Here is a 26,610-nt window from a genome sequence, read left to right on the forward strand (position 1 = left end):
CATCGGTAACACCTTTTTCTCCTAAGAAAGTGTTACCTATCATCCCGGTTTAAAGTGTTACCAGTCTACCCGGTTTGTACCCAACACATCTCCTCTCCCTATTCGGGAGAGGGGCAAAAGTGAGAGGAATAGAAATATACACCCTCATCCGCCCTTGCGGGCACCTTCTCCCCGAAGGAGAAGGGATCAATATTATCTTCTTACTGTTATCAGGGGGAGTAATATTATCCCCTCTACCGATAACGGGAGAGGGTGCAGGGGTGAGGGAAGAAATAATTTTCTAGGTTTTTGGGGAGGTAGTTGTATACCATTTTTCCCCAAGGATGATTTGTTCCCACCATACGTGCATTTTAACTTCATTCATTTCTTGCCATTCGACAGGGTGCAATACTAAGGCATCCGCCATTCGTTTTGATAAATCATACATAGCGTGTCGTTTGGGAAGAGAATCTTTTTCCCACACAGAAATCGCCTGTTGGAAATCGTCGTATTTGTCGAGATGCTCCCTGAGGCTTAGTGCATCCTGAATTGCTAAAGAAGCACCATTTCCTACATGAGGTCGTAATACAGCGCTGGCATCACCCAGTAAAAGCGCTCCTTGAGTTACAAAACGATCGGCACAGACGTCAACAATGTTTTGCATAAAAGGGGCCGGGGTATCGAAGATAACTTGCGCTGCAACCTCGGGTAATTTGTCCTGGGCTAATTGATACAGGTGTTGTTTTGCTTTAATAGAAAAATCGCTTACAGTGGTTGATCCCAAACTTTCTAGGTCTGCACGCGCTAATTTTTCATAAAAAACCCAGTTTAATTTGTTTGTTTGATGATGATATACCGGGTAAGTTAATAAGTGTCCCTTGTCAAAACAGTAGTAAAGCCCCTGATCGTTGAACAGGGTTTTATCTTTTATCCGCTCAAACTCCAATGTGCCGCGCCATGCAACATAACCTGAATATTCTGGTTGGACATTGGAAATTAATGTTCTACCTATAGATTGGACGCCATCTGCAAAGACAATTAAATCAAAGAATTGTGTTTCACCTGACTCCAAAGTAATTTGGCCCGGATTTCCTTCATTAAGCTGTACATTGATGACTTTAACTCCATGGCGATATATCGAATCGGGTATTCTTTTTCTGAAGTTGGTAAATAAAGTATCCCAGTGCAAGCTTGCCATGGACATTCCCTGTTGCCATAAAAGTTGTCCATAAAGCGGTTCATCATCGGTTTTGCAATAAAAACTGCGCGTAGTGCACTTATGGGCTAATGTGTCTTTGTCAATAAGATTTTTGGCAATTAAACCATGTAACAATTCAATAGGAAGCGTGATACCTGCTCCGCGAGACTTTAAATCATGTGCTCGCTCAAAAACGGTGACCTGAAACCGGTCCTTCAATAATAAGGCCAAGGCGCAACCTGCTATAGAACCTCCAATAATAGCAACGTTCAATGTAATTCCTTCCAAGAAATTTGAATGAATACGAGGGATTATATAAAGTAACTAAACAAAATCAATAAAGACCAATTAAACGGACAGGTGCTTCCGTTAAATCAGCAATTTTCATGGGTAAAACCATGCTGTAAGCACCTGATGCGGGTAGCTTTGTCGCGTTAAAAATATTCTCAACAATATATTTCTTATTTTCCAGCATCAGTTGGTGAACGATATAATCATTTTCAGGTCTATCGGGAGACAAAGTATCAATTCCAATACCTGCACTATTTCGTTCCAGTATTAATTGTGCTGCTTCTCCGCTGACGCAGGGAAAAACTAAATTATTTCTATATTGCTTTGAATCATGCCAGTGTTTTTCCCATCCAGTATGAAAAATAACAAAAGTATGCTCAGTAATTTTCCCATGTTTTTTCTCAAAGTCCAAAACGTCTTTGGGGGTAATGGTATAACACTCATGCGCTTGGTGGCTTACATCAATGACTACACAGTGAGTAATTAAATGGTGGCCTAAAAGATCGAGCTCGGCAACATGAAGCCCATTGCGAATGCAATGAGATGGGGCGTCAATATGAGTGCCGATTCCAGCCGGCATGCTCATTTCTTGTACTTTGAAGTGTACTGTCGTAGAACATTCGTCATAATCCAGTGTGGTTTTATGATTAAAGCCACAGCCAATATCCCATGAAGGGCTCTCTGTTGAGAGTGTATGCGTCAAGTCAATGATCTTAAAAGGAAACGTCATTCAATTCTCAGTGAATCAATTCATCCTTATGTTTTGCCATAATATTTGGAAAAGGAAAATAGGGTGAGTATTTTTTTGGGTGAAGACAAAGTCGTAAGCCGAGATTTCTGGGCATGAATAAACTTCTTAATCTCGGGTTACGCTACGCTTCACCCAGGCTACACCAAATGTTGTGTAGTATAATTAATAAACTACTGGTGCCCATGGAATAAGTGAGAATGAAAAAAAATAAATGGGAGTTTTGGATTGATAGAGGAGGTACGTTTACTGATATTGTGGCGTGCAGCCCTGAAGGACGCGTAAGTAGCCATAAATTACTTTCCGAAAATCCTGAATTTTATCCTGATGCGACCATTCAGGGCATCCAAGATATTCTTCAATGTTCTTCTATTCCTGCGAATCAAATTGCCTTCATTAAAATGGGAACAACTGTAGCAACGAATACCTTGCTTGAACGAAAAGGCGCTAAAGTACTTTTAGCGATTACTAAGGGCTTTGCTGATGCACTGCGAATCGGTTATCAAAATCGTCCTGATCTTTTTGCGCTAAATATTAAATTACCCTCCTTACTCTATGAAGAAGTGATTGAGATTGATGAGCGAGTTAATGCACAAGGCAGTGTCTTACAGCCTTTAGATGAAAAAAAAGCGCGAAAAAAGATGGAATATGCTTTTGCTCAGGGATATTGCACGATTGCTATCGTATTGATGCATGCTTATCAATACACACAACATGAAAAAAAATTAAAGGAAATTGCCCGCGAAATAGGGTTTACCCAAATTTCCGTAAGTCATGAAGTCGCTTCGGTAATGAAATTGGTAAGCCGTGGAGATACAACGGTTGTTGATGCGTATCTTTCCCCAGTATTACAACGCTATATTCAAAGTTTGCACGATAAATTAGGTAAAATCCCCTTATTTTTTATGCAATCTAATGGTGGATTAATTCATGCACAACGCTTTCAAGGTAAAGACAGTCTCTTTTCGGGTCCCGCAGGAGGGGTAATTGGCATGATTAAAACCAGCCAACTTGCTGGTTTTAATGAGGTGATTGGTTTTGATATGGGCGGGACATCCACGGATGTGTCGCATTTTGCTGGCGAATACGAACGAAGTTATAGCTATGAATTTAGTGGGGTACATATACGGACGCCAATGATGCTTATTCATACTATTGCAGCAGGTGGGGGGTCGATTCTTAATTTTGATGGCCAACGCTATACTGTAGGGCCTCAGTCAGCTGGCGCAAACCCAGGTCCTGCTTGTTATCGTCGTGGTGGTCCACTCACAATCACGGATTGCAATGTGTTGCTTGGTAAAATACAACCTCAGTTTTTCCCTAAAGTCTTTGGTACTTCTGCCAACCAAGAAATTGATGTGCTCGTGGTGAAGAAGCATTTTCAGGATCTGGCAAAACAAATTCAGCAAGCAACAGGCAGTGAAAAAACAGTGGAGCATATTGCAGAAAGTTATCTCAATATCGCTGTAGAAAACATGGCCAACGCAATTAAGAAAATTTCGGTACAACGTGGTTATGATGTAAGGCGACATGTCTTAAATTGTTTTGGTGGAGCTGCCGGACAGCATGCGTGTCGGGTTGCTGACACTCTTGGTATTAAAAAGATTTTGATTCATCCTTTGGCCGGTGTGCTTTCTGCTTACGGTATGGGATTGGCAGAAATCGGTGTATTGCATGAGCAAGCCATTGAAAGACCACTACAGCGCGGCATTCTTTCTTTTTTGCGTGCAAAATTTAAAAAAATAGAGCAAAGAGCACAAAAGGAACTAAAAGCCCAAGGATTAGCTAAAAAAACCATGATCTGCAATCGACAAGTGCATTTACGTTATGAAGGTTCAGATACGATGTTACATGTTCTGTTTGGAACGATTAAATCTATGCGGCAAGCGTTTATAGAACAACACCGTAAAACATTTGGATTCGCCTCACCCAGAAAAAAACTGATTGTTGAAGCAATTTCAATAGAATGTACTATTTCCAGTACTACTTCTGTTACGTTGACGGAAGAGGGCACTCAAAACCGTAGTAAACAGGAGATTCCACAACATGAAGCAGTCAAAATATTTACTCAAGGATCTTACCATGAAGCACCAGTATATGTTCGTGAAGAATTAATCCCTGGAGACTGTATTCAAGGGTGTGCGGTAATTACTGAAGCGAATGCGACCACTATTGTTGAGCCAGGTTGGCACGCTGAGATGACTGCTCAAAAGGATTTATTGCTAACGCGTTATCAAACATTGGCGGCCAGAAAAATAAATACCCAGGTTGATCCGGCGATGCTGGAAGTGTTTAACAATCGTTTTATGAATATTGCAGAACAAATGGGGGAGGTTTTACGTAAAACAGCAAGTTCGGTAAACATTAAAGAGCGACTTGATTTCTCCTGTGCTATTTTTGATGAACAGGGTGAACTCGTCGCTAATGCGCCACATATTCCGGTGCATCTGGGTTCAATGAGTGACAGTGTTAAATCCATATTAAAAAATAATCCTCAGATGCACTCTAACGATGTTTATGTTTTAAATGCTCCTTATAATGGTGGAACACATTTGCCGGATATCACGTTGATTACCCCAGTTTTTGATAAACAAGGGAATACGTTGTTGTTCCTGGTTGGTTCACGTGGACATCATGCAGATATTGGTGGTATTACACCTGGCTCCATACCTGCTGAAAGCAAAACTGTCGAAGAAGAAGGTGTTCTGATCAATAATTTCAAGATCATGGATCAAGGTCGTTTTTTAGAAAGGGCAACATTAAATTTACTCACTAAAGCGAACTATCCAGCACGAAATCCTCATCAAAATTTGGAAGATTTCAAAGCACAAATTGCAGCAAATGCTTGTGGCGTACAAGGTTTACTGGATTTAACTGCACAGTTTGGATTGGATGTAGTCCATGCGTATATGGGACATGTACGTGATAATGCGACTTTATCTGTAGAGCGTTTATTGGGAAATTTGCATAATGGTCATTTTACTTATGCATTAGATGATGGCAGCCAAATTAAAGTGGCACTGAATATTCATAGAAAAACAAAAAAAATTCGCATTGATTTTACGGGGAGTAGTGGACAGCATCCGGGAAATTTTAACGCTCCCACCGCAATTTGTAAGGCTGCCGTTTTATATGTTTTACGTTGCCTCATTGCTGAAAAAATTCCTTTGAATAATGGTTGTTTTGTACCTCTTGAACTGCTTATCCCTGAACAAAGTATTTTGAATCCTAGTTATCCTGCAGCAGTTGTAGCAGGTAATGTGGAAACATCACAATGCATTGTAGATACGTTATTTGGGGCATTGGGGGTAGTCGCTGCCTCACAAGGAACGTGTAATAATTTCACTTTTGGTAATAAAGAATTTCAATATTATGAAACAATTTGTGGCGGAGCTGGTGCAGGAGCAGATTTTGATGGAGCTTCAGCAGTTCATACTCATATGACCAATACTTATTTGACTGATCCCGAAGTTTTGGAATGGCGTTTTCCAGTCTTGCTCGAAGAATTTTCTATTCGCAAAGGAAGTGGTGGCTCAGGTTTGCATCGTGGAGGGGATGGCGTTGTTCGACGAATTCGTTTTTTAGAGAAAATGATTGCCAATATTATTTCCAGTCATCGTGTTATTCCTCCCTATGGAATGCATGGAGGAGCTTCTGGTAAACCCGGGCGCAACTGGGTTCAACGCGCAGATGGAAGGATAGAAGATTTTGGAAGCTGTGCCCAAGTAAAAATGCAGCCCGGTGATGTTTTTATTATTGAGACACCGGGAGGCGGGGGATATGGAAAATTGTAGCCTGGGTGAAGGCGTAGCCGTAACCCGGGTTTCCTGAACTTCTTGATCCCGGGTTCCGCTGCGCTGCACCCAGGCTACCAGGGTCTTGGGTTAAAAATGAACAACAAAGCGCAATATCCCATTAGTTCCTTGAGCTCGATTTTTGGCATCTTGTTCAGAATAGACATTTAAAAACACAAAGTGATTTTTGGTAAGACTGTATACCATTCCCGGGCCAATCGCCCACACACTTTCCTTGCGACCAGGAACCCCAACTCCATTTGCCAGAGTGTCGGTAATTTGATTGAAAAAGTAGCCATTCACGCCTACAGTAAGCTTTTCGATTATTGCATAACCTACAGCAATATCTGCAAAAACAGCTTGTCCTGCTTGCGTGGTATGGACATTGGGGCCAAAGGATACATTAGGACTATGATTGACACCATTCCACAGATAATGCAGCCGTGCTGAAGCGGAAAATTTAGGGGTCATCCACAAAGTAAATGCCCAGTAAGGATTTAAAGACCAAAAATGACTGCTGGGATTGATCGCATTGATACTGCTGTAGCGCCCTATTGGCGCAATTACGTCCAGTTCAATACGTGATACAAATAAAGGACCTTTCCCATCTTTGCGCATAATAGGATCAAATTGCAGCGCAGGGCCGACCCACAAATCACCAGGACCACTTTCTGCTTTTAATAGAGTATTTTCCAATCCATCATTGACACTGTCATTGACCACCCAGGGTAATAGTGCGGAAAAGCCTAAATTAGCCACCCCGAAAATTCTTTTTTTCGTCACATAAATAAACTGAGTCACATTCGCAACAACGTCCAGATCGGTGCGAGGCAATGGTAGTTTGTGGCCATTTTTGTCGTTAAAGCGATTGGTTGTATAATATTGAAAATAATCTTGGAAATAAAACCCAGGTCCTGAAGGTGGGCTTCCATCATAAAAACTGGTGTAACCTAGATTTACAACCGGCTCATCATAAGCCAGGGCTGATGAAGCGACTAATAGGATTGCTAAACTAAAACAAGAATGCAGTATTCCTTTCCATTGCATAAAATATCCTTTCTGAATCAGTCCCTAGTTGCGGTGTACATGGCCTACTGTGCAGGAGTGGGTCAAAATTTAATCGATTCTTCAGGGTTTGCTCTTTTTTCTAGAGTTGAGCCCGATCATTACAATTAATGAAATTATGTCTGATTTATTCAAGAAGAACAATATAAAAAAAAGAAACTTTCTCATAGAAATCAATGAGTAAACGTTAATTTTTAATCATGTAAATCTCCTATCGAAAAGCCACATGTGGCATCTTGTTTTTAGATTGATTTTCGTCGTAGTTGACAGTTTTAGTACTATACTTAGTATATAAAATATAAACAGATTAAATGTATAAAATATAAATAATTAAGAGGATCTAACCAGGACGAGAGAAAATGAAAACTGTTGTAATCGAGCTTAAGCGCCCAGGTGAATTTAAAGAATATACTGTTAATGTGTCAGTTACTTTTGATGAGGATCCTTTTGAATTTCTTGATGACGCTGATAAACCAAAAGATCCAACTAAAGAACTTGAGTCGATTGCTCAATCCATTGTTGCGAAAAAGATAACTAGTGGAGAATTAGATTTATTAGCGAAGAAAGATGAAGTACGAACGCATGTTTTAATTTCAGGGAAAAAAGAGGGGGCTTTCCAAGTAAGCTATACTCTGTCCGATGGAATAGATCACATGAACATACCACCTCTCAAACCAGACATCTCACCGAGTATATCAATAGAATCAGCACTTAAAAATAAATTTGAAGCTGCAAAGTTTACAGTGGAATGTTCTTCTCCCGAAATTAAAGCGGATCAAATATGGAAGCTGCCAACAATTCGTGAAGGTATCCTCAATCTACTTCAAAAGGACAAAGAAAGTGCAGCCAAGGCTAAAGTAGGAAGAGATCTTGCCCAACAAAAAGAAGAATTTCTTAACGGTAAAGAACCGAGAAAACCTCCTGAAGCCATTGCATTTCCAGCACTTATAAAAACAATAGAAAAAGGAGACGTTTATCAGGAAGATGCAGTCAAAAAATTGAATGCGCTTTATGGAAACAAGAGCTTATTAGAACCAACTTATAGTCAAATAGTAATTATTGAAAAAGCAATTGATTCATTAGAGCAACAATTAAGAAAATTACGAGCGAGAGAGGCTTCACTAAATGATACCATTAGCCAAGACCCACGTGTCGTATCATTTGCACAAAAAAATCTACACGCATCAAGAGAAGAATTACAAAAAACAAGAACGTCGCTTGAAAAAGAGATATCCGCTTTACGTGAACAGTTAGATAGTGAAAAAGAAAATGAAGAACGTGAAAAAATAGGTGCAAAACCATTTTTTAAGGAACATGTTAGCGATAAGTATGCTCAATATACAAAATATGAAAATACACTTGAGTTCACCAAACAAACGATGCTTACTGCATTTTATAATGCGGCTGTAGATTACTACCAACAAATCCTTAAAGAGACAGAAGGAAATCCCGAGCAACGCCAAGCAAAGATAGAGGAACTTAATGAAAGTTTTGCGGGAATTGCAAAAGTTGATGAGTATGGCAACGTCAATCCCACTTATAAAGACTTAGAAAAGGAACCGCTCAAGAAAGTCGTAGCATTTACTAATGGAGTATTAGAAAAATGTAATACAGGTATTTTTTCAGCTCGTAAATTAAATTGTATTCAAGCGCAGTTACAAAAAGCGAATGAACATTGTGCCAATGAATATAAGAAGCACTATGGTGACACGATTTATAAGGATAAAGAACAAAAAATGCCTTTTATCATGGAGAAGAGCTGGGGACGACTGAAAAATATTAGCTTGAATGTGAATTTTGAATCTACGCTAGAGCATATTATCCAATCTGCGTCAGATCCTGAAAAATTAACTCGTGCATGGGGAAAAATTCCAAGTGGAGACGCTATAGTAGAGCAGCGATCTGCCCTTGGACAGGCACATACCGACATGACCAATCTAGATCATAAAGTCAAAAATTTTCAGCGATATTTAGTGCTTAAAGATGAATTAGATACAAAAAAAGCATTAGCCCAAGAGCAGAAAAAGCAGATTGATGCAGCGAGTGAGTCTCTTAATACGACACGCGATTTCATTGCAAAGCAAATTCAAGATCAGCCGCTAGAAGTTCAAAAATATGTACTTGAGCATATTGATCCAAATTTAGCAAAATCTGTTTTTTTCCTGCTTCCTATAGACAAGAGAGAGCCTTTAAGTGAGGTCTTAGCTTTAGACAGGATACAGGCAATTCATGCAGAATCAGAGATTAACTCTCTTGACAAGAAACATGAAATATTAGTTGATGCCATTGCAACAGCAGAAGACAACTTATCTCAAATAAAAGAAGAAGATATTGTTGAACAGTTAGATCAACTTCGGTCTGCATTAGGTGAGGTTAGAAAAAGCGCGCTGGATCAGAGGAAATTGGATAAAGTCACAGGTCGTAGTAAATCCTATACTGAGAATCAGTCTTTTGTACAGGATTATGTAGCATTTCAAAAGCAATTGGCAGATGCAACAAAAATACTTAAACAACAAATTCAAGAAGTTACGGATAAATTTGACTTGCTACAAGGAAACGCGAGCAAGGAGGAGTTACTGTTATTTGAGAGCTTGCGACAATCACTGGAAGACATGAAATCCTCTTTTGACAATACCGAGTATCAACGAGATAACCCCGTTAAAAATAGAGAAGAATTAGAACGCCTTGCGGGAAGGGCAAAAAGTTTACATGAAAGTCTCATTAGTGAATATGAGAGACTTGATAAAGTAATAAAAGCTCAAGAAGCACAACGAGAAGTTCAGCAACCAGGGATACCACCAGAGACTCAGTGGCAAAAAGAAAAACGACCACCACCTCGTGTAACGAAGGAACAACCCGAAGGTGAACCAAGTGCTAAAAGGAGGAAGTTACACCCTAGCACACCCTCTGACACCATAGAATTCACAGTTAGAGAGAGAATTAAACAGATTTATAATACATATAAAGAAAAAGTCGACGCGGATGTTCTGAGACTATCAAATCCAGAAGATCAATCTATTTGGAGTGAGCTTTTTGAACCGCACAAAGCGGGAGGAAAGTGGCAATCTGTTGAAGCATTTAAACAAGAACATAGTACCGAAAAAGAACAAAAGGATGCTGTTCAAAATGCAAACGCTGTTACTTCACTTGGTGAAATAAAGGCTCTAATTGAAAATACGAACTGGAAGGTAAGACTAGGAAGTTTGACTGGAAAAGAAATCAAAGTGGGTGAGGAATCTAAAAAGGAATCTAAAATAGTTCCCCCTCATATTTTTAGAATTTATAACCAAGCAATAGAGGGCATGAAAGATCCCGAAAAAGCAGCCAAAGCTATGGAAGAAATAAATAATATTGCTACAAAAGCAAATTCAGCTAATGTCTTTAAACAGTTAATAAGAGATGAACAAACTAAAGATGCATATGATGCAATCGCAGAATATAGTGTCATGAGGAGTAGTACGCCTTAACATATGTTGTAAAAATAAGGTTGCAAATCTCTCTATGCACCACACAAACGTGGTTGTGCACGCTCACGCATACGTTCACGTCAATGAGAGAGTCAATATGCTTTAACTGTATTTTATCCAGTTTCTTATGTATTATTTTTTTGAGCGATTCCCTAATAAATAGAACATACAGGAGGTAACTATGTGTCGTAGAGGTTATGCAAACACTTTTATTGCTGCTTTATTGACTTTATTGCTTATTCCATCTTTTTCCTCTGCAGCACAAAAATCCAATCTTCGAGGGCAGCGTTATTGCGAGATTATTTATAGTAAAAATCTAATGGATTATGCAGTCTACAATACAATCGGTCTCAATGATTGCCCTCAAAAAATTTGGGAAAAAATAAACCTTGACGACGTGAAAAAAGAAGTAGGAACGCAACATGTCCATTTAAATGGCCCTCGTTACTGGATGATTGATGGAATGAAAAATTCCGATTTAGTGAATAGCAAGATTAAAAATTTTAATGGACTGGCCATGCGAGAAGCTGGAGTAATCCATATTAGCTTAAAGGATTTGTTAGTAAATCATCCTTATAAACAACGAAAAGTTGCTCGTAAAACAACTTGGATCTATGACGCGGGCAAGCCTGTATATGAGCTCATCGATCCTCAAGGTAATGTATTTGTTATGCAGTCCTATAGTGTTCAACTAATACCTCAAACGCAACAATCTCTTGCTCAGCTCGGTTCAAGGCTTACATTACCCAAGAACTGGAAATTCAAAATGGGGATTATTAAGAAAACAGAAACAGTACAGGCGATTGATAACATGGCTGTAGTTGTTCAAGATAATTTTTTCAACACTTATCAAAAAGCTACCCATGATTTGCTTGCAGATCAATCGATCTTATAAATTTTTCAAACCTGTCTACGTACCGCGCTTTATGCGGTACGTAGAGTAAATTGCTGGAAATCACTCAGGACTAGTTCGCAGCATCCAGGCTGAAGAAACCTACTCATTGACCACTTTAATGGGGAAAGGAGGCAATTCTTTATGAGCCTTTAAAAAGTTGGTTATCTGCTCTCCATCCTTAACTGTTGCTGATGAATACAGTCCAGTAGTGCAGGTGTTTTTAGTATATTCATCTGTAACAATCATATAAGGTCCTTTATTGCGAACTACGGAGCATAGGCATTTTGCTTTTGCAGGATCTTTTTTATCAATGACGCAAGGACTATCCAAACACCAAGCCCAGGGGCGATCATTTTTGCAGACTGCAAAGGATTTAATGGGATAATAGCGTGATTTCACAAGTTGTCCCTTATTGGTTTTCTTGACGCCAGAACATGGTTTTGTACCTACAGAGTATCCATCTTGCACGCTGCAGTGGCAAGTAACCCAACCTTTTTTTCCACCAGGTATTGGATCGCATGGTGCCGTAGTGCATAGGGCGAATTTGCTTTTACAAAGGGTAAAGTCAGAAGTTTTAGCTGCTATTGGGAAACTGAGCGCCAATAATAAAAATAAAAATAAATTTTTTTTCATGAGCAATGTCCTTATTGTTTTTTTATTTCCACACCAGAATTTCTGGTGATTTACGGGGTACTACTGGAGGTTCGCTTGCCGGAATACCGACAATAATTGGTGCAATTGCGGTGACCTCAGAGGAAAGATTTAGTTTTGTTTTCCACTCAGGAGAATTCAGTGCGGAAACAGCAAGACCGATAACACAAGTACCAAGTCCTTGTGCGCAAGCAGTCAACATCAAGTTTTCAGCAGCCAACCAACAATCTGCAGCGACAAAAGGGCCATGGTATTTACTGCAAATAACAATGAGTGTGCTTGCATTATAAAATGCATGAAAATCAGGATCATTCACGAGTTCTTGCAGGTGCTTCATTTGCATTTTTGGATAATTATGAGCCTCCGCGTAAATCAAAGCTTTCACACTGTTGGATAAATGATTTAGTGTATCCTGGTCTTGAATTACAACAAAGGACCATGGTTCTTCATGCATGGCAGTAGGGGCTTGAACTGCCGCATCAAGCAATGAATTAATGACTGTTTGATCCAGTTTCTGTGGGGTGTAATTACGTACAGCGCGACGCTTATAAATCGCTTCAAGTTCGCTCATTAGCGGTTTTTCTTCTTTAGTTTTTTTTGCAGTAGCCATAATTTCCTCCACTTAAAACTCCGTAATCCATTGAATCACAGCTCTAAAAAAATGATAAACCTCTGTTAAAGAGTAGGGATGTTATCCATAGCATCAAATAATTCCAATTATGGTTCTTAAAGTCTGGTTCATCTTCTTGCTTTGTCAAGTTCATAAAATTAATCTCGGGTTCCGCTACGCTGCACCCAGGCTACATTAATAGCAATCGTAGCCTGGGTGCAGCGTAGCGGAACCCGGGTTTGTGTCTAAATGTTAATAAGAGAACGTTTCATGATGTTCCGACTGCTGCTTTAATTGATTGTTGCTTTTAACCGCTTGGTGAAACATAGAATAGTAAGTCAGTAAGGTATTGGGTGAATCTTTTGATAAGTGTGCGGCTTTGAAGGCATCAGTACGAATGTGTTTTTCCGGATCTTTGCTGATGCTGCGCATTTCAATAAGATCCGCGGTCACATTATGCGCATCAGACTCGGTAGTGCCTTGTAAGCGTCTTCCTTTATTAGCAAACTGAGCTAAATGTATTAATTCTTGTGGATTTTCAGCAGTCTCTTCTACGTGTTCTAACCTGGATAGAGCGTTCGCAGCAATAGCATTTGGCGCTGATTCTTTTAAATGGTACAGCAGATTCTCGTTTGGTTTCTCAGCATAAGTGGATAATTCTTTCTTCCATGTTTTTCTGTTTTCATCATCCTCTGTTCCTGAAAGTAATGACACATGCTTTGCAATCGTCTTATCACCATTCCCTTCTTTAAACCAACCTGTAAACATGCCTAAGTATTTTAAGAATAGTCTACCTATCCCATCGCCACTGCCTACCGTTTTGGGTTTTACAACGGTCAACGCTTTACGCTCTGCGGGTATTTCATTATATGCTGCAGCAGGATTCATATTCCAATTGATAAGATAAAGCAGTGGGGTAATCACTAAAAATTTAATTATCGGCTGAATCAGATAATGGACTATTTCTTTAATTCCAGGAATTAATTTAATGAAATTAAAGAGAGCGCTTAAAACTGGTAACTTGTCAGTGACCACATTAGCCATAGTACTCAATGTTCTGTCACAAAACAGATTAACGTGAATGCCCTCTGGATAAAGTTTTGAACGATAATCTTGTAATTTTTTGGCTGTTTGAGCTGCGGTTGCAGCACCTATTGAAAATCCAGTGAGTTCAATATGAGAAGGGGCTACCCCTTCTTTGAGTAAAGCAATCACCTGTGCAAAAAGGGCATTAACTAAGTCATCTTGACTCATCGTAATGCTGTTACTGCCTTCTACACCAGGATGATTATAGGTTATTGTTTTTAATTCAGGATGGTTAATGCTTAATTGCGCCAATTCACCAAAAAAACGACCGCAATTTCCAGCGTTACCTGAACAATGAATACGGTAATACCGATCTTCTTCGGGTATTGTATCAAATTGTGCGCTTGTAAAACTGAATGTTTCAAGCGTCACATCCCGACCAAAATCAGTTTGATACGGAGTTTTAGTATATTGTGTCACTAATTGATCGGCTTGTTCAAATCTCTTTATTTTGGGGTTTTTAGTAAACCAATCAAACCAACTTGAATTTTGCTCAACCGGTTTAGCTGATAAGTTTTCTTGAAAATCTTGATTGAAAATTTCCAATGCTGATCGAGAATCTTTACCTGTTTTGCGTGCAATAAAACCTATGATTGATTTTATTCCTGGTACTTTTTTTAGTGTACTAATTGCTTGGGCCGGGAAAATACCACTTGCCATAAAGAGTTGTGTTGGTACGAATAAAAAGATGCGCCCAATATTTTTTAGCCATTGAGAAGATGAAGCAACATAAAAACTTTCTTTTTCAAGAGATTGCTTTCGTGATTCAGATAATAATTTGCTTTGCATAAATAACAAATCCTCACAATGTGCAGCAATTATCAAAAGTAATAAGTTTGGAGAAAACAAATTATACTACAGGTTATTACTTAAAGGACAATAATTGATCAATTTAAAAAATGAAATGTTCAAGGAAATGTTTTACGGGCACACATACGTTCACGAATATGAGGGTTTATGCGTTGTTCCATTTAACATCCCAAAGTTGCAATGCTATATTTTTGTAGATTGAATATGGAGAGAAAGGATGCGCTATTTATACCCCGAACCATTAAAAGCTGGAGATACCATTGGTTTAGTTACTCCATCAAGTCCTATGATTCCTGGTGTATTGGAAGTTGGTGTTTCCTATTTAGAACAAAAAGGTTTTCAAGTGAAGTTAGGACAGCACGTGAACGCTGTCGATCGTTTTTTAGCTGGGGATGATGAGTATCGAGCTAAAGACATTATGGATTTTTTTATGGATGATGAAGTCAAAGTAATTATGGCTATGGGCGGAGGTTATGGCTCACAGCGAATAGTCCCATTTCTTGATTATGATCTTATCCAATCTCGACCCAAATATTTAAGTGGATTTAGTGACACTACTGCGCTTCAAGCCGCTTTATTCAAGAAAGTAGGACTGATTTCCTGTTCTGGTTTTGTATTTGGTGATTTGGCAGAAGGTAAACTTGATTCTTTAATTGAGCAGACTCTTTGGGCATGTTTAAAAGGCGAGTCATTTCAAATCAAGAAAGGACAAACCATGCAGCCTGGAATGATTAAAGGGAGGTTAGTGGGTGGGAATTTGGAGTCCTGGATTTCATTGATGGGGACACCCTTTCAACCGGAAGTAAAAAACTGCATTTTATTGCTAGAAGACGTTGGTGCTGAACCTTATCAAGTAGATAGTCGCCTTTCTCAATTGGACCTGGCTGGGGTTTTTACACAAGTCGCAGGTGTTATTTTTGGCCAATTTGCACGTTGTACCCCGAAGTATTTTCCAAAACGTGATGGAACGGTTGATGATGTTATAGAGGAGTGGGCATTACGACTCAAAGTCCCCTGTATTAAGAATTTTCCATATGGACATTTTTCTAGGCGATGTGTCTTACCTCTTGGTAAAGAGGTTCTTTTGAATGCAGATCAATGCACCCTCACGATATGATAAATGCTTATCAACTCCAGTGTTTTGCTGTACAATAAATAAGAATATTGTTTATTTTATGGAATTGCGCATGTCGTCGTTTGCTGAAACAGTAAAAATTATTCAATCAGAGTTGGCTAGTGCTAAGTCGAGATCTAACGAATACATACTTTTTCAATCTTTAGAGATAGCTTATTTAAGAGAAATTAATGAGCTTATAAAACGATTAAACTCCTCGCAGGAACAGTCCAGTAAAATATTAGCTCAGATCCACGAAACAGACAGACTGTATCTTAATGCACGAGAAATGGAAATTACTGGCCATATCTTATTCAGTCGCCATGGAGAAAGCAGCCTTTTAGGGCAAAAAAAACTGGGTTTAAGCCCTAATGCATGCATTTCAAAAGATGCTGTACAGAATATGGCAATAACTAATCGTTCCAGTGATGCTTTATTATGTTACTCCCCTCAAGAACATCCTCCATTGATTGCTGTCTCGCCAATGAATCGAGCGATGCAAACTGCTAGCTTAGTGATTCCCCAAGAAATTAAGAATGCAAACATAGAGGTTTTGCCTTTTTTAACAGAAAATAGCATTTCACCTTCTGGTCATGATTTTCGTTCAGTTGCAGATATGCAGAAGTGCTATAGCCAGCTTTCTTTTTGGACTTCACCTCTTGAAAAAATTCTTTTAAAACTTTCCATCTGGATTTACAGTGATCGGGACTTCGACTTACTTTATGAAAAGAGAAAAAGTGCTGCAGAGGAAATACAGAAGCACGGCAATAAAATTCTTTCTGATAGCGATAAACCGGATGTTTGCCAAGACCTAAATTATCATGGTGATAAAATACAAGATATTAATGCTTTGATTGATCGTGTCGATCAACGAGATTGTTGGTTGTTTGGCCATGGAAAGAATTTCGCGGCTTTTTTTCAAGATGTTTTTGGTATTGAATCCGATTTTGATTATGGAGAAACTCGCAGAGTTTATAAGACAAAAGTTAATGGTACTCCTTCATTATATAGTCCTCCTTATGCTTTGATCATTAATCAAAAAACAGGAAAAATAGAAGGGAAATGTACCAGTGTGTCTGACATGTCCCTTCAAGAAAAACCAGCACCCTTTGAAGCCGCGGCCCCATCTGAAGGAGCTACCATCCCCAATGTACCAAAGGTGATGACTCAACTTGGGAACTCTGTAGTACAAGCACAAGAAAAAGGAACTCTTGAGAGAAGAACCCTGGAAGATTCAGTAGATGTTGAAGAGCAACACACAGAAAAAAATCATCATGAGAGTAGCCCTCTGATAACTAAGGGCTGTTGATTTTTACTTATAACCGGTTTTGTAACCATTTACGTGTTAATGCGATAAATGATAAAGTGGTTAAGAGGCTCTGGCTTGATAAAAGTGAATTTGGATATGATGCTTGACGCAATTATCTTTGATTTTGATGGAGTTATTTTAGACAGTGAACCCATTCATTATGAAGCATATTGTCTTGTACTTAAGCCATTAGGGATAGCAATAAGTTATGCAGAGTATATGGAAAAATATCTGGGTTTATCCGACAAAGACGCGTTCCCAAAGCTACTTCACCATAAAGGATTGAGTTATTCCGAGGCAGAAGTTCAACGTCTAATGCAGCAAAAAACGGCGATCTATACGAACATTATTAGTACATCTGACTCCTTGCCTTTGATTGTAGACTTTGATCAGTTTCTTTTTAAAATTGCTCCTAAGGTAAAAAAAATTGCTATTTGTAGTGGCTCTAGTCGTGGCGAGATAACCACAGTACTTTCAAAAGTAAGGCAGGGAAAATTACATGCTTATTTTGATACGATTGTTACTGCTGAGGATGTACAGGTTGGAAAACCATCGCCCGAAGGATATTTATTAACTGCTAAACGTTTAGATGTTGCTCCTGAACGTTGTTTGGTTATCGAAGACACACCTTATGGCGTAAAGGCAGCTAAAGCAGCGGGGATGCAGGTGATCGGTTTGATGACTACTTATGATCGACATCACTTTTTAACTGCAGATAAAGTTATTACCGGATATAGACAATTATTGGCGAGAGTTTGGTAAGGGAAAAGCCATATTTGGCGTATTTTGAGTGAAAAGGAACTCTCAACCTACACTCAAATCTGACTTTCCATCAGGATTCGTTATTTGCAAGATTGCTTAGCTGTGTAGCCTGGGTGCAGCGCAGCGAAACCCGGGATCGATAAACTGCATTCCCGGGTTCCGCTGCGCTGCACCCAGGCTACTAAGCTACAAAGCGTTCAAGATAATAGATTTGCTCTATTGATTTGCCAACCAGTCTTCATAGGTTAAGGCAAAACGAAAATGATCACACCATACACCATTTATTTTTAAATATCTGGGTGAGAATCCTTCTTTGAAAAATCCATTTTGGATTGCTAAATTTATGGATGAAGTATTCGCGGGTTGGATGTTTGCTTCGATTCGGTGCAGTTTTAAGTCTAAAAAAATTTCTTTTAAAACCAATTTTAACGCCTGGCTCATTAAGCCTTGTCCTGCATAGGTTACCGACGCAAAATAGCCCAAATAGGCACTTTGAAACACACCTTGCACGATTTCACTAATATTAAAGACCCCAATAATGTCTTCGTTTTGGTTTAGTGCTAAAAAACATCGACGGTCTGCTTGTAAGGATTTTTGTAAATAAGCCTGGAATTCCTCATGGGTTTGGGGTGCAGTAACAAAAGGGTAATGAAAATCACGACTTTTCTGCATGGTTAGGAGAAAATCAACCTCATCGATCTGATTTAATTGACGCAGATGTATTGTATTTGTTGCGTGCATAAACATGGAGGGTTAGAAAAGAACTCATTTTATCATAATTCTTCTAAAGAGTTTATCGCTTAAGAGAATAGGGTAACAACATTGGCTAGAATAAGGGAAGGTCTTAATTTGAAACGCCTTGTTATTTGGGATAAGATCGCGCGAAAAATAACAGGTACTGTAGCCATGCCGCTAATTGTTAATTTATCATCCATTCATGCTTTATATCCAATAAGTACATCTGTCCAATCATTTGAAGATATTTGCGATCAATATTCTACCGGTTGTTTCAGTTCGTGTTCCAGTTTTTTTCAATCATGGACAAACTATGCTTGGCTTATGTATCAATTGAGTAGAAATGATTCTAAATTAATTCAGCCTTATCGCCTAGGTAAACTGACTACAGAACAATTTCTCGAACGTTTATTGCATATTTTCTCTTTTCTTGAGGATGCAACTCCTAAGTCTGGTGAAATGGAACGGTTGAAGAGCAAGCAGTTGTATTCTAAGACTTTTGAAAAGATGCTTTTGGAAGAGGCTTGGAATTCACAAATTGGTTGGGATAAGAAAAAAGCGAATTATCTTTATGCATTAATTCATGAAGCACAACGAAGTGATTTAACAGATGAAAAGTCGCAGGCATCAGAGTCTCGGCCTAAACCTAAAATGGATCCTATTTATTTCATAGCCAACACCAATGAATTGCATGTGTTACAGATTCTCAATATGTTGCGAAAAGAATATCCATCCATCAGTTTTTATCGGGATGTCGATGTAAGTATTAAAGAAGATCAAACCCCAGTTGAAATTGCGCCAGGCATATTTCTTTGTTTGTCTTATCGCTACCAACTGTTTAAAACACTAGACGAAACCCAAACGATGAATCCTGGTTCAACAATGTCTTTACTGAATTATTTGGTCACCAAACAACTTAAAGATGTCCCTGTTTCTGAATTTCGTGTGATTAGCCAACACCAAGCTGATTTAGTTGAGGCGCTGAGAGTAGGCATTGATGCAGATCATATGTATCAAGCAGAAGATTATTTTGCAGCACAAACTACCAGTTTGAAGAAAACGAATTAAACAATATATGAGCAGTCTACGTTTAAGTATCGTGTTATTTTTTTTCCTCATAGGGAGTTCAACGAGTATGGCGATGGATATAGTCACTATAGAGCAGCCTGAATATCATCGGGTTTTAAAAAATAAAGCTCAAGAAGTTCAGTTTCCTTTATGCCAGGCAGATAAAGATTTAATTGCGGCAATGAAAAGTAAATTGCATGGATTGGGCGGCGTTGGTTTGGCCGCGCCTCAAGTTAATGTTCCGCGAAGAATCATTGCGATTTATATTCCTGAAGAGGCGACTTTACTGCGGGATAATGTTAAAAAATTCTATCCCATGCACATTATGATTAATCCAAGTTACGAGCCTGTTGCAGGTTCTGGAGTGTATTACGATTTTGAAGGGTGTTACTCGGTTTCCAGTAAGTCTGGAAAGGTACCTCGTTATGAGCAGATCGCAGTGAGCTACTATGATGAGTTGGGTCAGTTTCATCAACAAATTGAAGAAGGATTTTATGCGCGGGTTTTACAGCATGAAATTGATCACTTAAATGGTTTTTTAATTCTTGACAGGCTTACTCCTGATTGTATTCAGGGGTCTGTGGAAGAAATGATGGCTTTGCGACGTGCATCGTTACCTCCAGAAAAAAGAATTATTTTTGATCAGGTCCTTGCGAAAAAAGCAAAAAAATAGGCGGGCAAGTGGTCGGAATCCCAAAAAAGATTGATTTTTTAGATTATTTTTCCGCCATGATAATTCGCGTTACCCTTTAATAGTTCCGTTAAATTTTGGGCAGGTAGCTGTATTTTTGCTTGTTGATAGCCTGTTTCGATAATGTCTTTAAATTTTTTAAAATCCAAAATTCCGTATTTGTCTACTTTTAAAGTAATACCGTAATCCGACATGGCCATCATTTTTGCAGTATTTTGGTGGGAACTGATGGTTAAGAGCCGCAGTACTAGTTCACCTAAGTTAATCGGGAGTATGGATTCTTTTCCCATGAATTTATTGTAAAGCAATTTCCAACCAGAAAGCGAATAGGGTAATGGAGCCAATTTGAAGGAGTTAGTATTGCAAATATTAGAGGCAATAATTTTGCTGCAATGGGAGTACTGTCTCATAACATCAGTGGGTATATTATTAAGTACTCCACCATCAATAAGTAATTTGTCATGAAAAGATACTGGGGGATAGATAAAAGGTAGAGAAATACTGGAGCGAATTGACTCCCATAACAACCCTCGATCATGAACATATAAATTTTGGCTTACCAAATCTGTTGATACACAAAAATAGTTAAGCCATAAATCTTCAATTTTACTGTTTTCACCATAAAGTTCGATCAAACTGTCTGTTGCCCTTCTTCCTGTAGCAATTGCAATGTATGGGAAGGTAAAATCAATCTTAGCTCCCTTGATCAAATAATCTTCGACCAATCTCAATAGATCATTTGAAGTATATCCCATAGCAAAAGCGGCAGCGAGCATAGCTCCCATACTTGTTCCGGCAATATAGTCTACGGGTATCTTTCTTTCTTCTAACAAGCGATAAACGCCTATATGGGCAAGACCCCGGGCGCCTCCACCGCTGAGTACTAGAGAAATGGTATTGTCAGTAAAGATGCGCATCATTCGTGAAATGCCTGCTTCAGTGTTGCTTCGCACGTGAAAGTGGGAATTTACAGTGCGCTTTTCTAGCCAATTTTGTGTATTTTGAGGTGGGTTTGCTGTGTGATGTAGGAGCACTAATACATTTCGCTTAACAAAATTATGTTGCATATTTAATACATAATTTTCTATTTCAGACAGTTCGGAATCATGTTCTTCTGCGAGTACTAGGAAAGCAATTGAATCTGCTTGATGTACACAAAATTTAGTCCAACTTGTTATCGTTTCGTCAGCCAGGTAAAAAATAAAGGAGTATTCCTCTTCGAGTTGGTTAATCCATAAAATTCCTTCATTACTCATGTTTCCATTCGCATCCACGAGGTTTTTTCTATTTTTCAAGTGACCACTGGTTAATAAAAGAATTTTTTCCCCATAAGAGAATTGGAACATCATTTCCTGTAATTTAAATTCTAGGTCATATATCGGTCTTACAGGAATCAGAGCGATTGATTTATTGCGTGAGGCTGCTGAATGAATACCTTGCAGTGAGCTAGTTAATCGTTTAATCGTGAACTGGGTTATTTTATTTAAAAGTTCTGGGTAGGATTTGGATAATTTTAAAAAATTGTTTTTTGATAATTTTAAGATGATGCTGTCTCGCAAGGTGTAAACATTTGCGGAGCGGGGCAAATCAGACAAAAGTGCCATTTCTCCGATGATTGCTCCCTCATGTAACTCGCCTTGATAGGTTACATTCCCTTCTGTATCTGTTATTTGATAATAGAGGCGTCCCTTAATTAGAATGTAAAGATCATTCATATTTTCCCCCTTTTTAATCAAAAGGGAGTCGCCAGCTTGAGATTCTATTTCCAAGACACGAGAAAGTTTTAAAAGACAAGCCTTACTCATAGAGCTGAACGGTTCATATTGCTTAATGAACTCGTAAATCTCTTTTGTTGTGAATAAGGGCTCATTCATATTTTATTGTTAATGATTTAAATTAATTATTTTGATTATAGACATTGTTTTTGGTTAAGGAGAAACTGCCTTGCCACGCTAAAGTCCTTAAATAGGCAATTGAGTTTTGATATTGTTTATACCAGGAACAAAGAGGGGCTGTGTTACACCCTGTTTCTTGATGTTCAAGCAGTAATCTCAATCTACCTAAGTGGATTTCAATTGGTAACATAGATGAGCGTGTGATGCATTGATGTGGGGAATTTTTGGGAAAACCATTATTTTTCAAAGGTAACTTGACAAAATTAAATATTACTTTCTAAAATGCAAGTGGCTAAATTATATTTTGCCTATTGTTATATAACTAACTCTAAAAGGAATTATGTAAATGAATAAATTACAATTAACAGGCGTTGCTCTTGCAATTGGTGCTGCTTCAATGTTTGCTGTTGCTCCAGCTTTTGCTGCTGATGCTGCTTCTGGTATGGTAAAATGCCAAGGTGGTAATGCATGTAAAGGTCAAGGCGCTTGCAAATCTGCTAACAACGCTTGTAAAGGCCAAAATTCTTGCAAAGGCAAAGGCATGAGCGAAATGTCTAAAGAAGATTGCCAAAAAGCTGGTGGTACTGTTGTTGAATAATTTCCACTGAGCATTGCGTTACTCCAGGCATGTATTGCATGCCTGGTTTCACATTTTTTCTCGGATTTGATATATGGATAGCCCACAATATAAAGTGACTCAAAAAATGCCTTTTCTAGGCTTTGGATTGGGATTACGACCTGATTATTATGATGAAATCTTAACGAAAAAACCTAATTTGGATTGGTTTGAGATACTCACCGAAAATTATATGGTTCCGGGCGGAAAACCTCTGTATTATCTTGACCAAATACGAGCCCACTATCCTATAGTGATGCATGGTGTTTCTCTTTCATTAGGCAGTACAGATCCCCTGGATAGAGAATATTTAAAGCAACTGAAGGAATTAGCGGTTCGGGTCGAACCAGTATGGATTTCAGATCATTTATGCTGGACCGGGGTTAACGGGATTAATGCCCATGATTTATTACCTATTCCTTATACGTATGAGGCAGTAAACCACGTTGTTTCACGTATTCAGCAGGTACAGGATTTTTTAGGACGTCCTATTTTAATTGAAAACGTATCCAGCTACCTTACTTACAAACAATCTGAAATGTCTGAATGGGAATTTATACTCGAAATTGTAAGACAAGCGGGTTGTTATATTTTATTAGATGTAAATAATATTTATGTTAGTTCTGTAAATCATCAGTTTAATCCTATGGATTATATTATTTCTATGCCTTCAGAGTGCATAGCTCAGATCCATTTAGCGGGCCACTCGAATCAGGGTGATTACATTATCGATACCCATGATGCACCCGTTATTCAACCCGTTTGGGATCTTTATGCAGCAACATTGCAACGTCTAGGACCCATATCAACGATGATTGAACGTGATGATCATATGCCTCCTTTTGCTGAGTTGCTTGCGGAAATAAATCATGCAAGGCGAATTGCAGAATCCATTTTGGTTGAAGAGGTGCTTGTATGACCGAGCTTTCGCAGTTACAAGATCAATTTCAAAAATTTTTATTATCAGATCACATTGGGATTCATGATTCTATTGTTCAAACGGAATTGGTTTCAGTAGATACTCGCTTAGGTATTTATCGTGATGCGTATAAACTCAGGCTGATTGAAAGTTTGAGTACCAATTTTTCTGCTTTATATGCTTACTTAGGTACTGAAGAGTTTAATAAGTTATCGACTTATTATATTGATGCCCATCCTTCTTGTTATCGTTCTATTCGTTGGTATGGTGACTTATTGTCTGAGTTTATTAAGCTCAATTACCCACAATATCCCTATTTGGCTGAGCTTGCTGATTTTGAATGGAAAATGTGTCTGGCTTTTGACTCTGCTGATACAGAGGTAGTCCGTGTTGAAGACATGGCTGTTGTCCCCCCCGAAGCATGGGCAAATTTACAGTTTGTTCTTCATCCGTCCCTGCAACGAATCAATTATTTTTGGAATGCAGTTCCTCTTTGGCAAGCCTTAACTCATGATCATGAGTTACCTGAATTGCAACAAAATGCGGCACCTATACCTTGGGTTTTATGGCGTGCGCCAGAATATATGCTTCGATTTTACAGCCTGTCTCAAGAAGAAGCTTGGCTTTTGGATGGTTTATTGCAAGGGTTATCTTTTGGAGCTCTTTGCGAGGGACTTTGTCAGTGGGTAAAACCTGAAGAGGTAGGAATGAGTGCTGCTTCTTATCTTAAGGGGTGGATACAAAACGGTATGTTGTCGCAATTATTGATTGCAGATTAATGATGATGCGATCGCTGCACTTGCAGGTAATCAAAAAGTAGCCTGGGTGAAGGCAAAGCCGTAACCAGAGTTTCAGATAAATCAGGCCCGATCCCGGGTTCCGCTTCGCTTCACCCAGGCTACAATTTAGTGATAGCTCAGGTCCTCTCAGTCAGAACCAGCTCGTTTGTGGCTCAATAAAGTAAGAATGGGCGGTAAAATAGAAATAAAAATTATGCCATAAATGACTACGGAGAAATTTTCTTTTACTATAGGAATTGAACCTAGGAAATAACCTAAACTTAACAGACTCGCAATCCAAATTAAGGCACTGATCAAATTGTATAGTGAGAAATGAACGACTCGCATGGTTCCTATGCCAGCAACAAAAGGAGCGAAGGTGCGTATGATTGGAAGGAAACGAGCAAAAATTATCGTTTTCCCACCATGCTTCTCATAAAATGCATGAGTTTCCTGTAAATGTTTTTTATTAAGCAACCAGGATTTATCTGTAGAAAAAATACGTGGCCCAAGCATGCGACCAACTAAGAAATTGATTTGATTTCCTAAAACTGAAGCAAGAAAAAGCAGTAGAAATAAGATTGAAATACTTAATGGATTTCCAGATTGGGCTGCAATACTGCCGGCAGCAAAAAGTAAGGAATCTCCAGGTAAAAAAGGTGTCACGATAAGACCAGTTTCACAGAAAATCACCGCAAATAATAGAAAATAGGTCCAAAATCCATAAGTTGAAACAATGGCATTTAAATAAACATCAACGTGAATTATATAATCAAAAAAATTGTTTAAATGCATTTTATACTATGAAATTGAGTTAAATAGGGTAAATATTCTTACATACTTATTTCTTAATTAATATAAATTTTATATTATTTAGAGTGAGTCTGTTTTCTCTCTTATAAAATAGACCATTTACAGAGAGTTTGTGGTTGAGAAGATTTATTTCAAGAAAAATTAAAAAATAATAAGAAACCATCCATGAATACTTTATTTCATCTCGCTTTCCCCATCCACGATCTTGCATTGGCAAAGGATTTTTATCATCATAAATTAGGTTTTTCATTAGGGCGTGAATCAGAGCATGCTTTAATTTTAAAATTTGGCAGCCATCAAATCGTTGCACATAAAATTGATATCCTTCCTCCACCTCAAGAGAGCATCTATCCAAGACATTTTGGTTTGATTTTTCTTGAACATGAAGAGTTCGATGCTTTTTTGGCAAAAATTAAAAAACAGCAAATTCCCTTTGAAATTCCGCTAAAAACTCGATTTAAAGGTACTCGTATTGAACATCAATCTTTTTTCTTGAAAGATCCCAGCAATAATTTGCTTGAGTTTAAATACTACCAGTTTGATTCCGCCATTTTTGGTGAGCAAGATTTTAAAAGAATTGGTGAATCATCTCAGGAGTGAGTTCAAAACCCCCTCATCCGCCCGATGAGCACCTTCTCCCCATGGGGAGAAGGGAAAATCCTTACTCTGTAGCAATATAAAACATAGGATTCACTTTCGGCGAACGAGCAAAATCTGCTGGTGCTATAAATCCTTCTTGGTTGTAATCGATAGTAATACCAATGGATTTATAGCAAATAGCAACGTATTCAGAACAAATAAATGCATGCGGCGAAGTAACTTCGGGACTTGTATTGTCAAAACCAAAAGCATCCATTCCTATTCTTGCAGCGATTTTAAGAATTTCCTCAGTGTTATAAGGATAGCCAAGCAAATCAACTGCTTGTTTTGATAGATTTGCAAGAGAGTCACCCGGAAAACCCTGATAACGTGCCACCATTAACTTTCCTGGGTATCCTTGGCCGCTTCCATTATAATTATGCACATAATTGCTTAAAGGAACGGTACGTACTCCAATGGTCTCAACACTTTCCATGACCATGATTCGATCAATTGATTCCAGACGCACAATAAATGCGATATGACTCCACACACTATTTGTTGCCCCTTTAATCATTGAAGACATTAAAGAGCTTCCTGAAGCAAATAAAAGATCCCCTGTTTTTATTGTATCTCTTATTTGTTCATAACTACTTGTGTTTACATTAGGAAAATCTTCTTTAGGGAAACCATCCATAGCTACTGCTCCTGGGGTATTAGAGAATAATGATCAATA

Annotated in this window: 22 protein-coding genes; 12 read left to right on the plus strand and 10 right to left on the minus strand. The window is 38.5% G+C overall.

Annotated elements, in window-relative coordinates; translation table 11 throughout:
* Positions 1 to 280: 280 nt before the first annotated feature.
* Positions 281 to 1,450 carry an FAD binding domain-containing protein gene (locus tag Lstg_RS12070; protein WP_058477938.1) on the minus strand — a complete coding sequence of 390 codons (1,170 nt, stop codon included), beginning with the start codon at positions 1,448 to 1,450 and terminating at the stop codon, positions 281 to 283.
* Positions 1,451 to 1,511: 61 nt separating this feature from the next.
* Positions 1,512 to 2,198 carry a cyclase family protein gene (locus Lstg_RS12075; protein ID WP_058477939.1) on the minus strand — a complete coding sequence of 229 codons (687 nt, stop codon included), beginning with the start codon at positions 2,196 to 2,198 and terminating at the stop codon, positions 1,512 to 1,514.
* Positions 2,199 to 2,416: 218 nt separating this feature from the next.
* Here Lstg_RS12075 and Lstg_RS12080 point away from each other — a divergent pair, with 218 nt between their 5' ends.
* Positions 2,417 to 6,010 (plus strand): hydantoinase B/oxoprolinase family protein, encoded by a 3,594-nt coding sequence (locus Lstg_RS12080; protein ID WP_058477940.1) that lies wholly within the window; start codon positions 2,417 to 2,419, stop codon positions 6,008 to 6,010.
* Positions 6,011 to 6,100: 90 nt separating this feature from the next.
* Here the strand turns inward: Lstg_RS12080 and Lstg_RS12085 are convergent, their stop codons facing one another.
* Complete coding sequence (locus Lstg_RS12085) at positions 6,101 to 7,057, minus strand: SphA family protein (RefSeq protein ID WP_058477941.1); 957 nt, start codon at positions 7,055 to 7,057, stop codon at positions 6,101 to 6,103.
* Between the two features lie 377 nt (positions 7,058 to 7,434).
* Between Lstg_RS12085 and Lstg_RS12090 the strand changes: the two genes are divergently transcribed.
* The gene (locus Lstg_RS12090) at positions 7,435 to 10,542 is read left to right on the plus strand and encodes a coiled-coil domain-containing protein (RefSeq protein ID WP_058477942.1); all 3,108 of its coding nucleotides are present in this window, start codon (positions 7,435 to 7,437) and stop codon (positions 10,540 to 10,542) included.
* Between the two features lie 181 nt (positions 10,543 to 10,723).
* Positions 10,724 to 11,437 (plus strand): YggN family protein, encoded by a 714-nt coding sequence (locus tag Lstg_RS12095; RefSeq protein WP_058477943.1) that lies wholly within the window; start codon positions 10,724 to 10,726, stop codon positions 11,435 to 11,437.
* 99 nt (positions 11,438 to 11,536) lie between these two features.
* Here Lstg_RS12095 and Lstg_RS12100 read toward each other — a convergent pair whose 3' ends face one another.
* From Lstg_RS12100 to Lstg_RS12110, 3 genes are all read right to left on the minus strand, one after another.
* Positions 11,537 to 12,070, minus strand: coding sequence for a hypothetical protein (locus Lstg_RS12100; protein ID WP_058477944.1), 534 nt, complete (start codon positions 12,068 to 12,070; stop codon positions 11,537 to 11,539).
* 22 nt (positions 12,071 to 12,092) lie between these two features.
* Positions 12,093 to 12,698: a nitroreductase family protein gene (locus Lstg_RS12105; RefSeq protein ID WP_058477945.1), complete on the minus strand. Its 606-nt coding sequence runs from the start codon at positions 12,696 to 12,698 to the stop codon at positions 12,093 to 12,095.
* A gap of 252 nt (positions 12,699 to 12,950) precedes the next feature.
* Positions 12,951 to 14,573: a hypothetical protein gene (locus Lstg_RS12110; protein ID WP_058477946.1), complete on the minus strand. Its 1,623-nt coding sequence runs from the start codon at positions 14,571 to 14,573 to the stop codon at positions 12,951 to 12,953.
* 238 nt (positions 14,574 to 14,811) lie between these two features.
* Between Lstg_RS12110 and Lstg_RS12115 the strand changes: the two genes are divergently transcribed.
* From Lstg_RS12115 to Lstg_RS12125, 3 genes are all read left to right on the plus strand, one after another.
* Positions 14,812 to 15,711: a S66 peptidase family protein gene (locus tag Lstg_RS12115; RefSeq protein ID WP_058477947.1), complete on the plus strand. Its 900-nt coding sequence runs from the start codon at positions 14,812 to 14,814 to the stop codon at positions 15,709 to 15,711.
* A 70-nt stretch (positions 15,712 to 15,781) separates the two neighbouring features.
* A complete protein-coding gene (locus Lstg_RS12120) occupies positions 15,782 to 17,017 on the plus strand; it encodes a hypothetical protein (RefSeq protein ID WP_058477948.1) in 1,236 nt (411 codons plus the stop codon).
* A 99-nt stretch (positions 17,018 to 17,116) separates the two neighbouring features.
* Complete coding sequence (locus tag Lstg_RS12125; protein ID WP_058477984.1) at positions 17,117 to 17,779, plus strand: HAD family hydrolase; 663 nt, start codon at positions 17,117 to 17,119, stop codon at positions 17,777 to 17,779.
* Between the two features lie 216 nt (positions 17,780 to 17,995).
* On the opposite strand, the gene Lstg_RS12130 is transcribed toward Lstg_RS12125, so the two are convergent.
* On the minus strand, positions 17,996 to 18,520 hold the full coding sequence (locus Lstg_RS12130) for a GNAT family N-acetyltransferase (RefSeq protein WP_058477985.1): 525 nt from the start codon (positions 18,518 to 18,520) through the stop codon (positions 17,996 to 17,998).
* Positions 18,521 to 18,601: 81 nt separating this feature from the next.
* On the opposite strand from Lstg_RS12130, the gene Lstg_RS12135 reads away from it, so the two are divergent.
* Together Lstg_RS12135 and def are read left to right on the plus strand one after the other, a co-directional pair.
* Entirely contained in the window at positions 18,602 to 19,582 is a 981-nt protein-coding gene (locus tag Lstg_RS12135; RefSeq protein ID WP_238585425.1) for a hypothetical protein, read from the plus strand.
* A gap of 67 nt (positions 19,583 to 19,649) precedes the next feature.
* The gene (gene def, locus Lstg_RS12140) at positions 19,650 to 20,255 is read left to right on the plus strand and encodes a peptide deformylase (protein WP_058477949.1); all 606 of its coding nucleotides are present in this window, start codon (positions 19,650 to 19,652) and stop codon (positions 20,253 to 20,255) included.
* A 38-nt stretch (positions 20,256 to 20,293) separates the two neighbouring features.
* Here the strand turns inward: def and Lstg_RS12145 are convergent, their stop codons facing one another.
* Positions 20,294 to 22,147, minus strand: coding sequence for a cyclic nucleotide-binding and patatin-like phospholipase domain-containing protein (locus tag Lstg_RS12145; RefSeq protein ID WP_058477950.1), 1,854 nt, complete (start codon positions 22,145 to 22,147; stop codon positions 20,294 to 20,296).
* A gap of 367 nt (positions 22,148 to 22,514) precedes the next feature.
* Here Lstg_RS12145 and bufA2 point away from each other — a divergent pair, with 367 nt between their 5' ends.
* The 3 genes from bufA2 to Lstg_RS12160 all read left to right on the plus strand — a co-directional run bounded on the left by bufA2 (position 22,515) and on the right by Lstg_RS12160 (position 24,482).
* Positions 22,515 to 22,766: a BufA2 family periplasmic bufferin-type metallophore gene (gene bufA2 / locus Lstg_RS12150; protein ID WP_058477951.1), complete on the plus strand. Its 252-nt coding sequence runs from the start codon at positions 22,515 to 22,517 to the stop codon at positions 22,764 to 22,766.
* A gap of 73 nt (positions 22,767 to 22,839) precedes the next feature.
* A complete protein-coding gene (bufB, locus tag Lstg_RS12155) occupies positions 22,840 to 23,703 on the plus strand; it encodes an MNIO family bufferin maturase (RefSeq protein ID WP_058477952.1) in 864 nt (287 codons plus the stop codon).
* On the plus strand, positions 23,700 to 24,482 hold the full coding sequence (locus tag Lstg_RS12160; RefSeq protein WP_058477953.1) for an HvfC/BufC N-terminal domain-containing protein: 783 nt from the start codon (positions 23,700 to 23,702) through the stop codon (positions 24,480 to 24,482). The genes bufB and Lstg_RS12160 overlap by 4 nt, the downstream gene beginning before the upstream one ends.
* Positions 24,483 to 24,629: 147 nt before the next feature.
* On the opposite strand, the gene Lstg_RS12165 is transcribed toward Lstg_RS12160, so the two are convergent.
* The gene (locus tag Lstg_RS12165) at positions 24,630 to 25,277 is read right to left on the minus strand and encodes a DedA family protein (RefSeq protein WP_058477954.1); all 648 of its coding nucleotides are present in this window, start codon (positions 25,275 to 25,277) and stop codon (positions 24,630 to 24,632) included.
* 183 nt (positions 25,278 to 25,460) lie between these two features.
* On the opposite strand from Lstg_RS12165, the gene Lstg_RS12170 reads away from it, so the two are divergent.
* Positions 25,461 to 25,895: a VOC family protein gene (locus tag Lstg_RS12170; RefSeq protein ID WP_058477955.1), complete on the plus strand. Its 435-nt coding sequence runs from the start codon at positions 25,461 to 25,463 to the stop codon at positions 25,893 to 25,895.
* A gap of 61 nt (positions 25,896 to 25,956) precedes the next feature.
* On the opposite strand, the gene Lstg_RS12175 is transcribed toward Lstg_RS12170, so the two are convergent.
* A complete protein-coding gene (locus Lstg_RS12175; protein ID WP_058477956.1) occupies positions 25,957 to 26,571 on the minus strand; it encodes a YiiX/YebB-like N1pC/P60 family cysteine hydrolase in 615 nt (204 codons plus the stop codon).
* Positions 26,572 to 26,610: the final 39 nt, after the last annotated feature.

Origin of the sequence: Legionella steigerwaltii (assembly GCF_001468065.1) — a bacterium.
GTDB classification, from domain to species: Bacteria; Pseudomonadota; Gammaproteobacteria; order Legionellales; family Legionellaceae; genus Legionella; species Legionella steigerwaltii.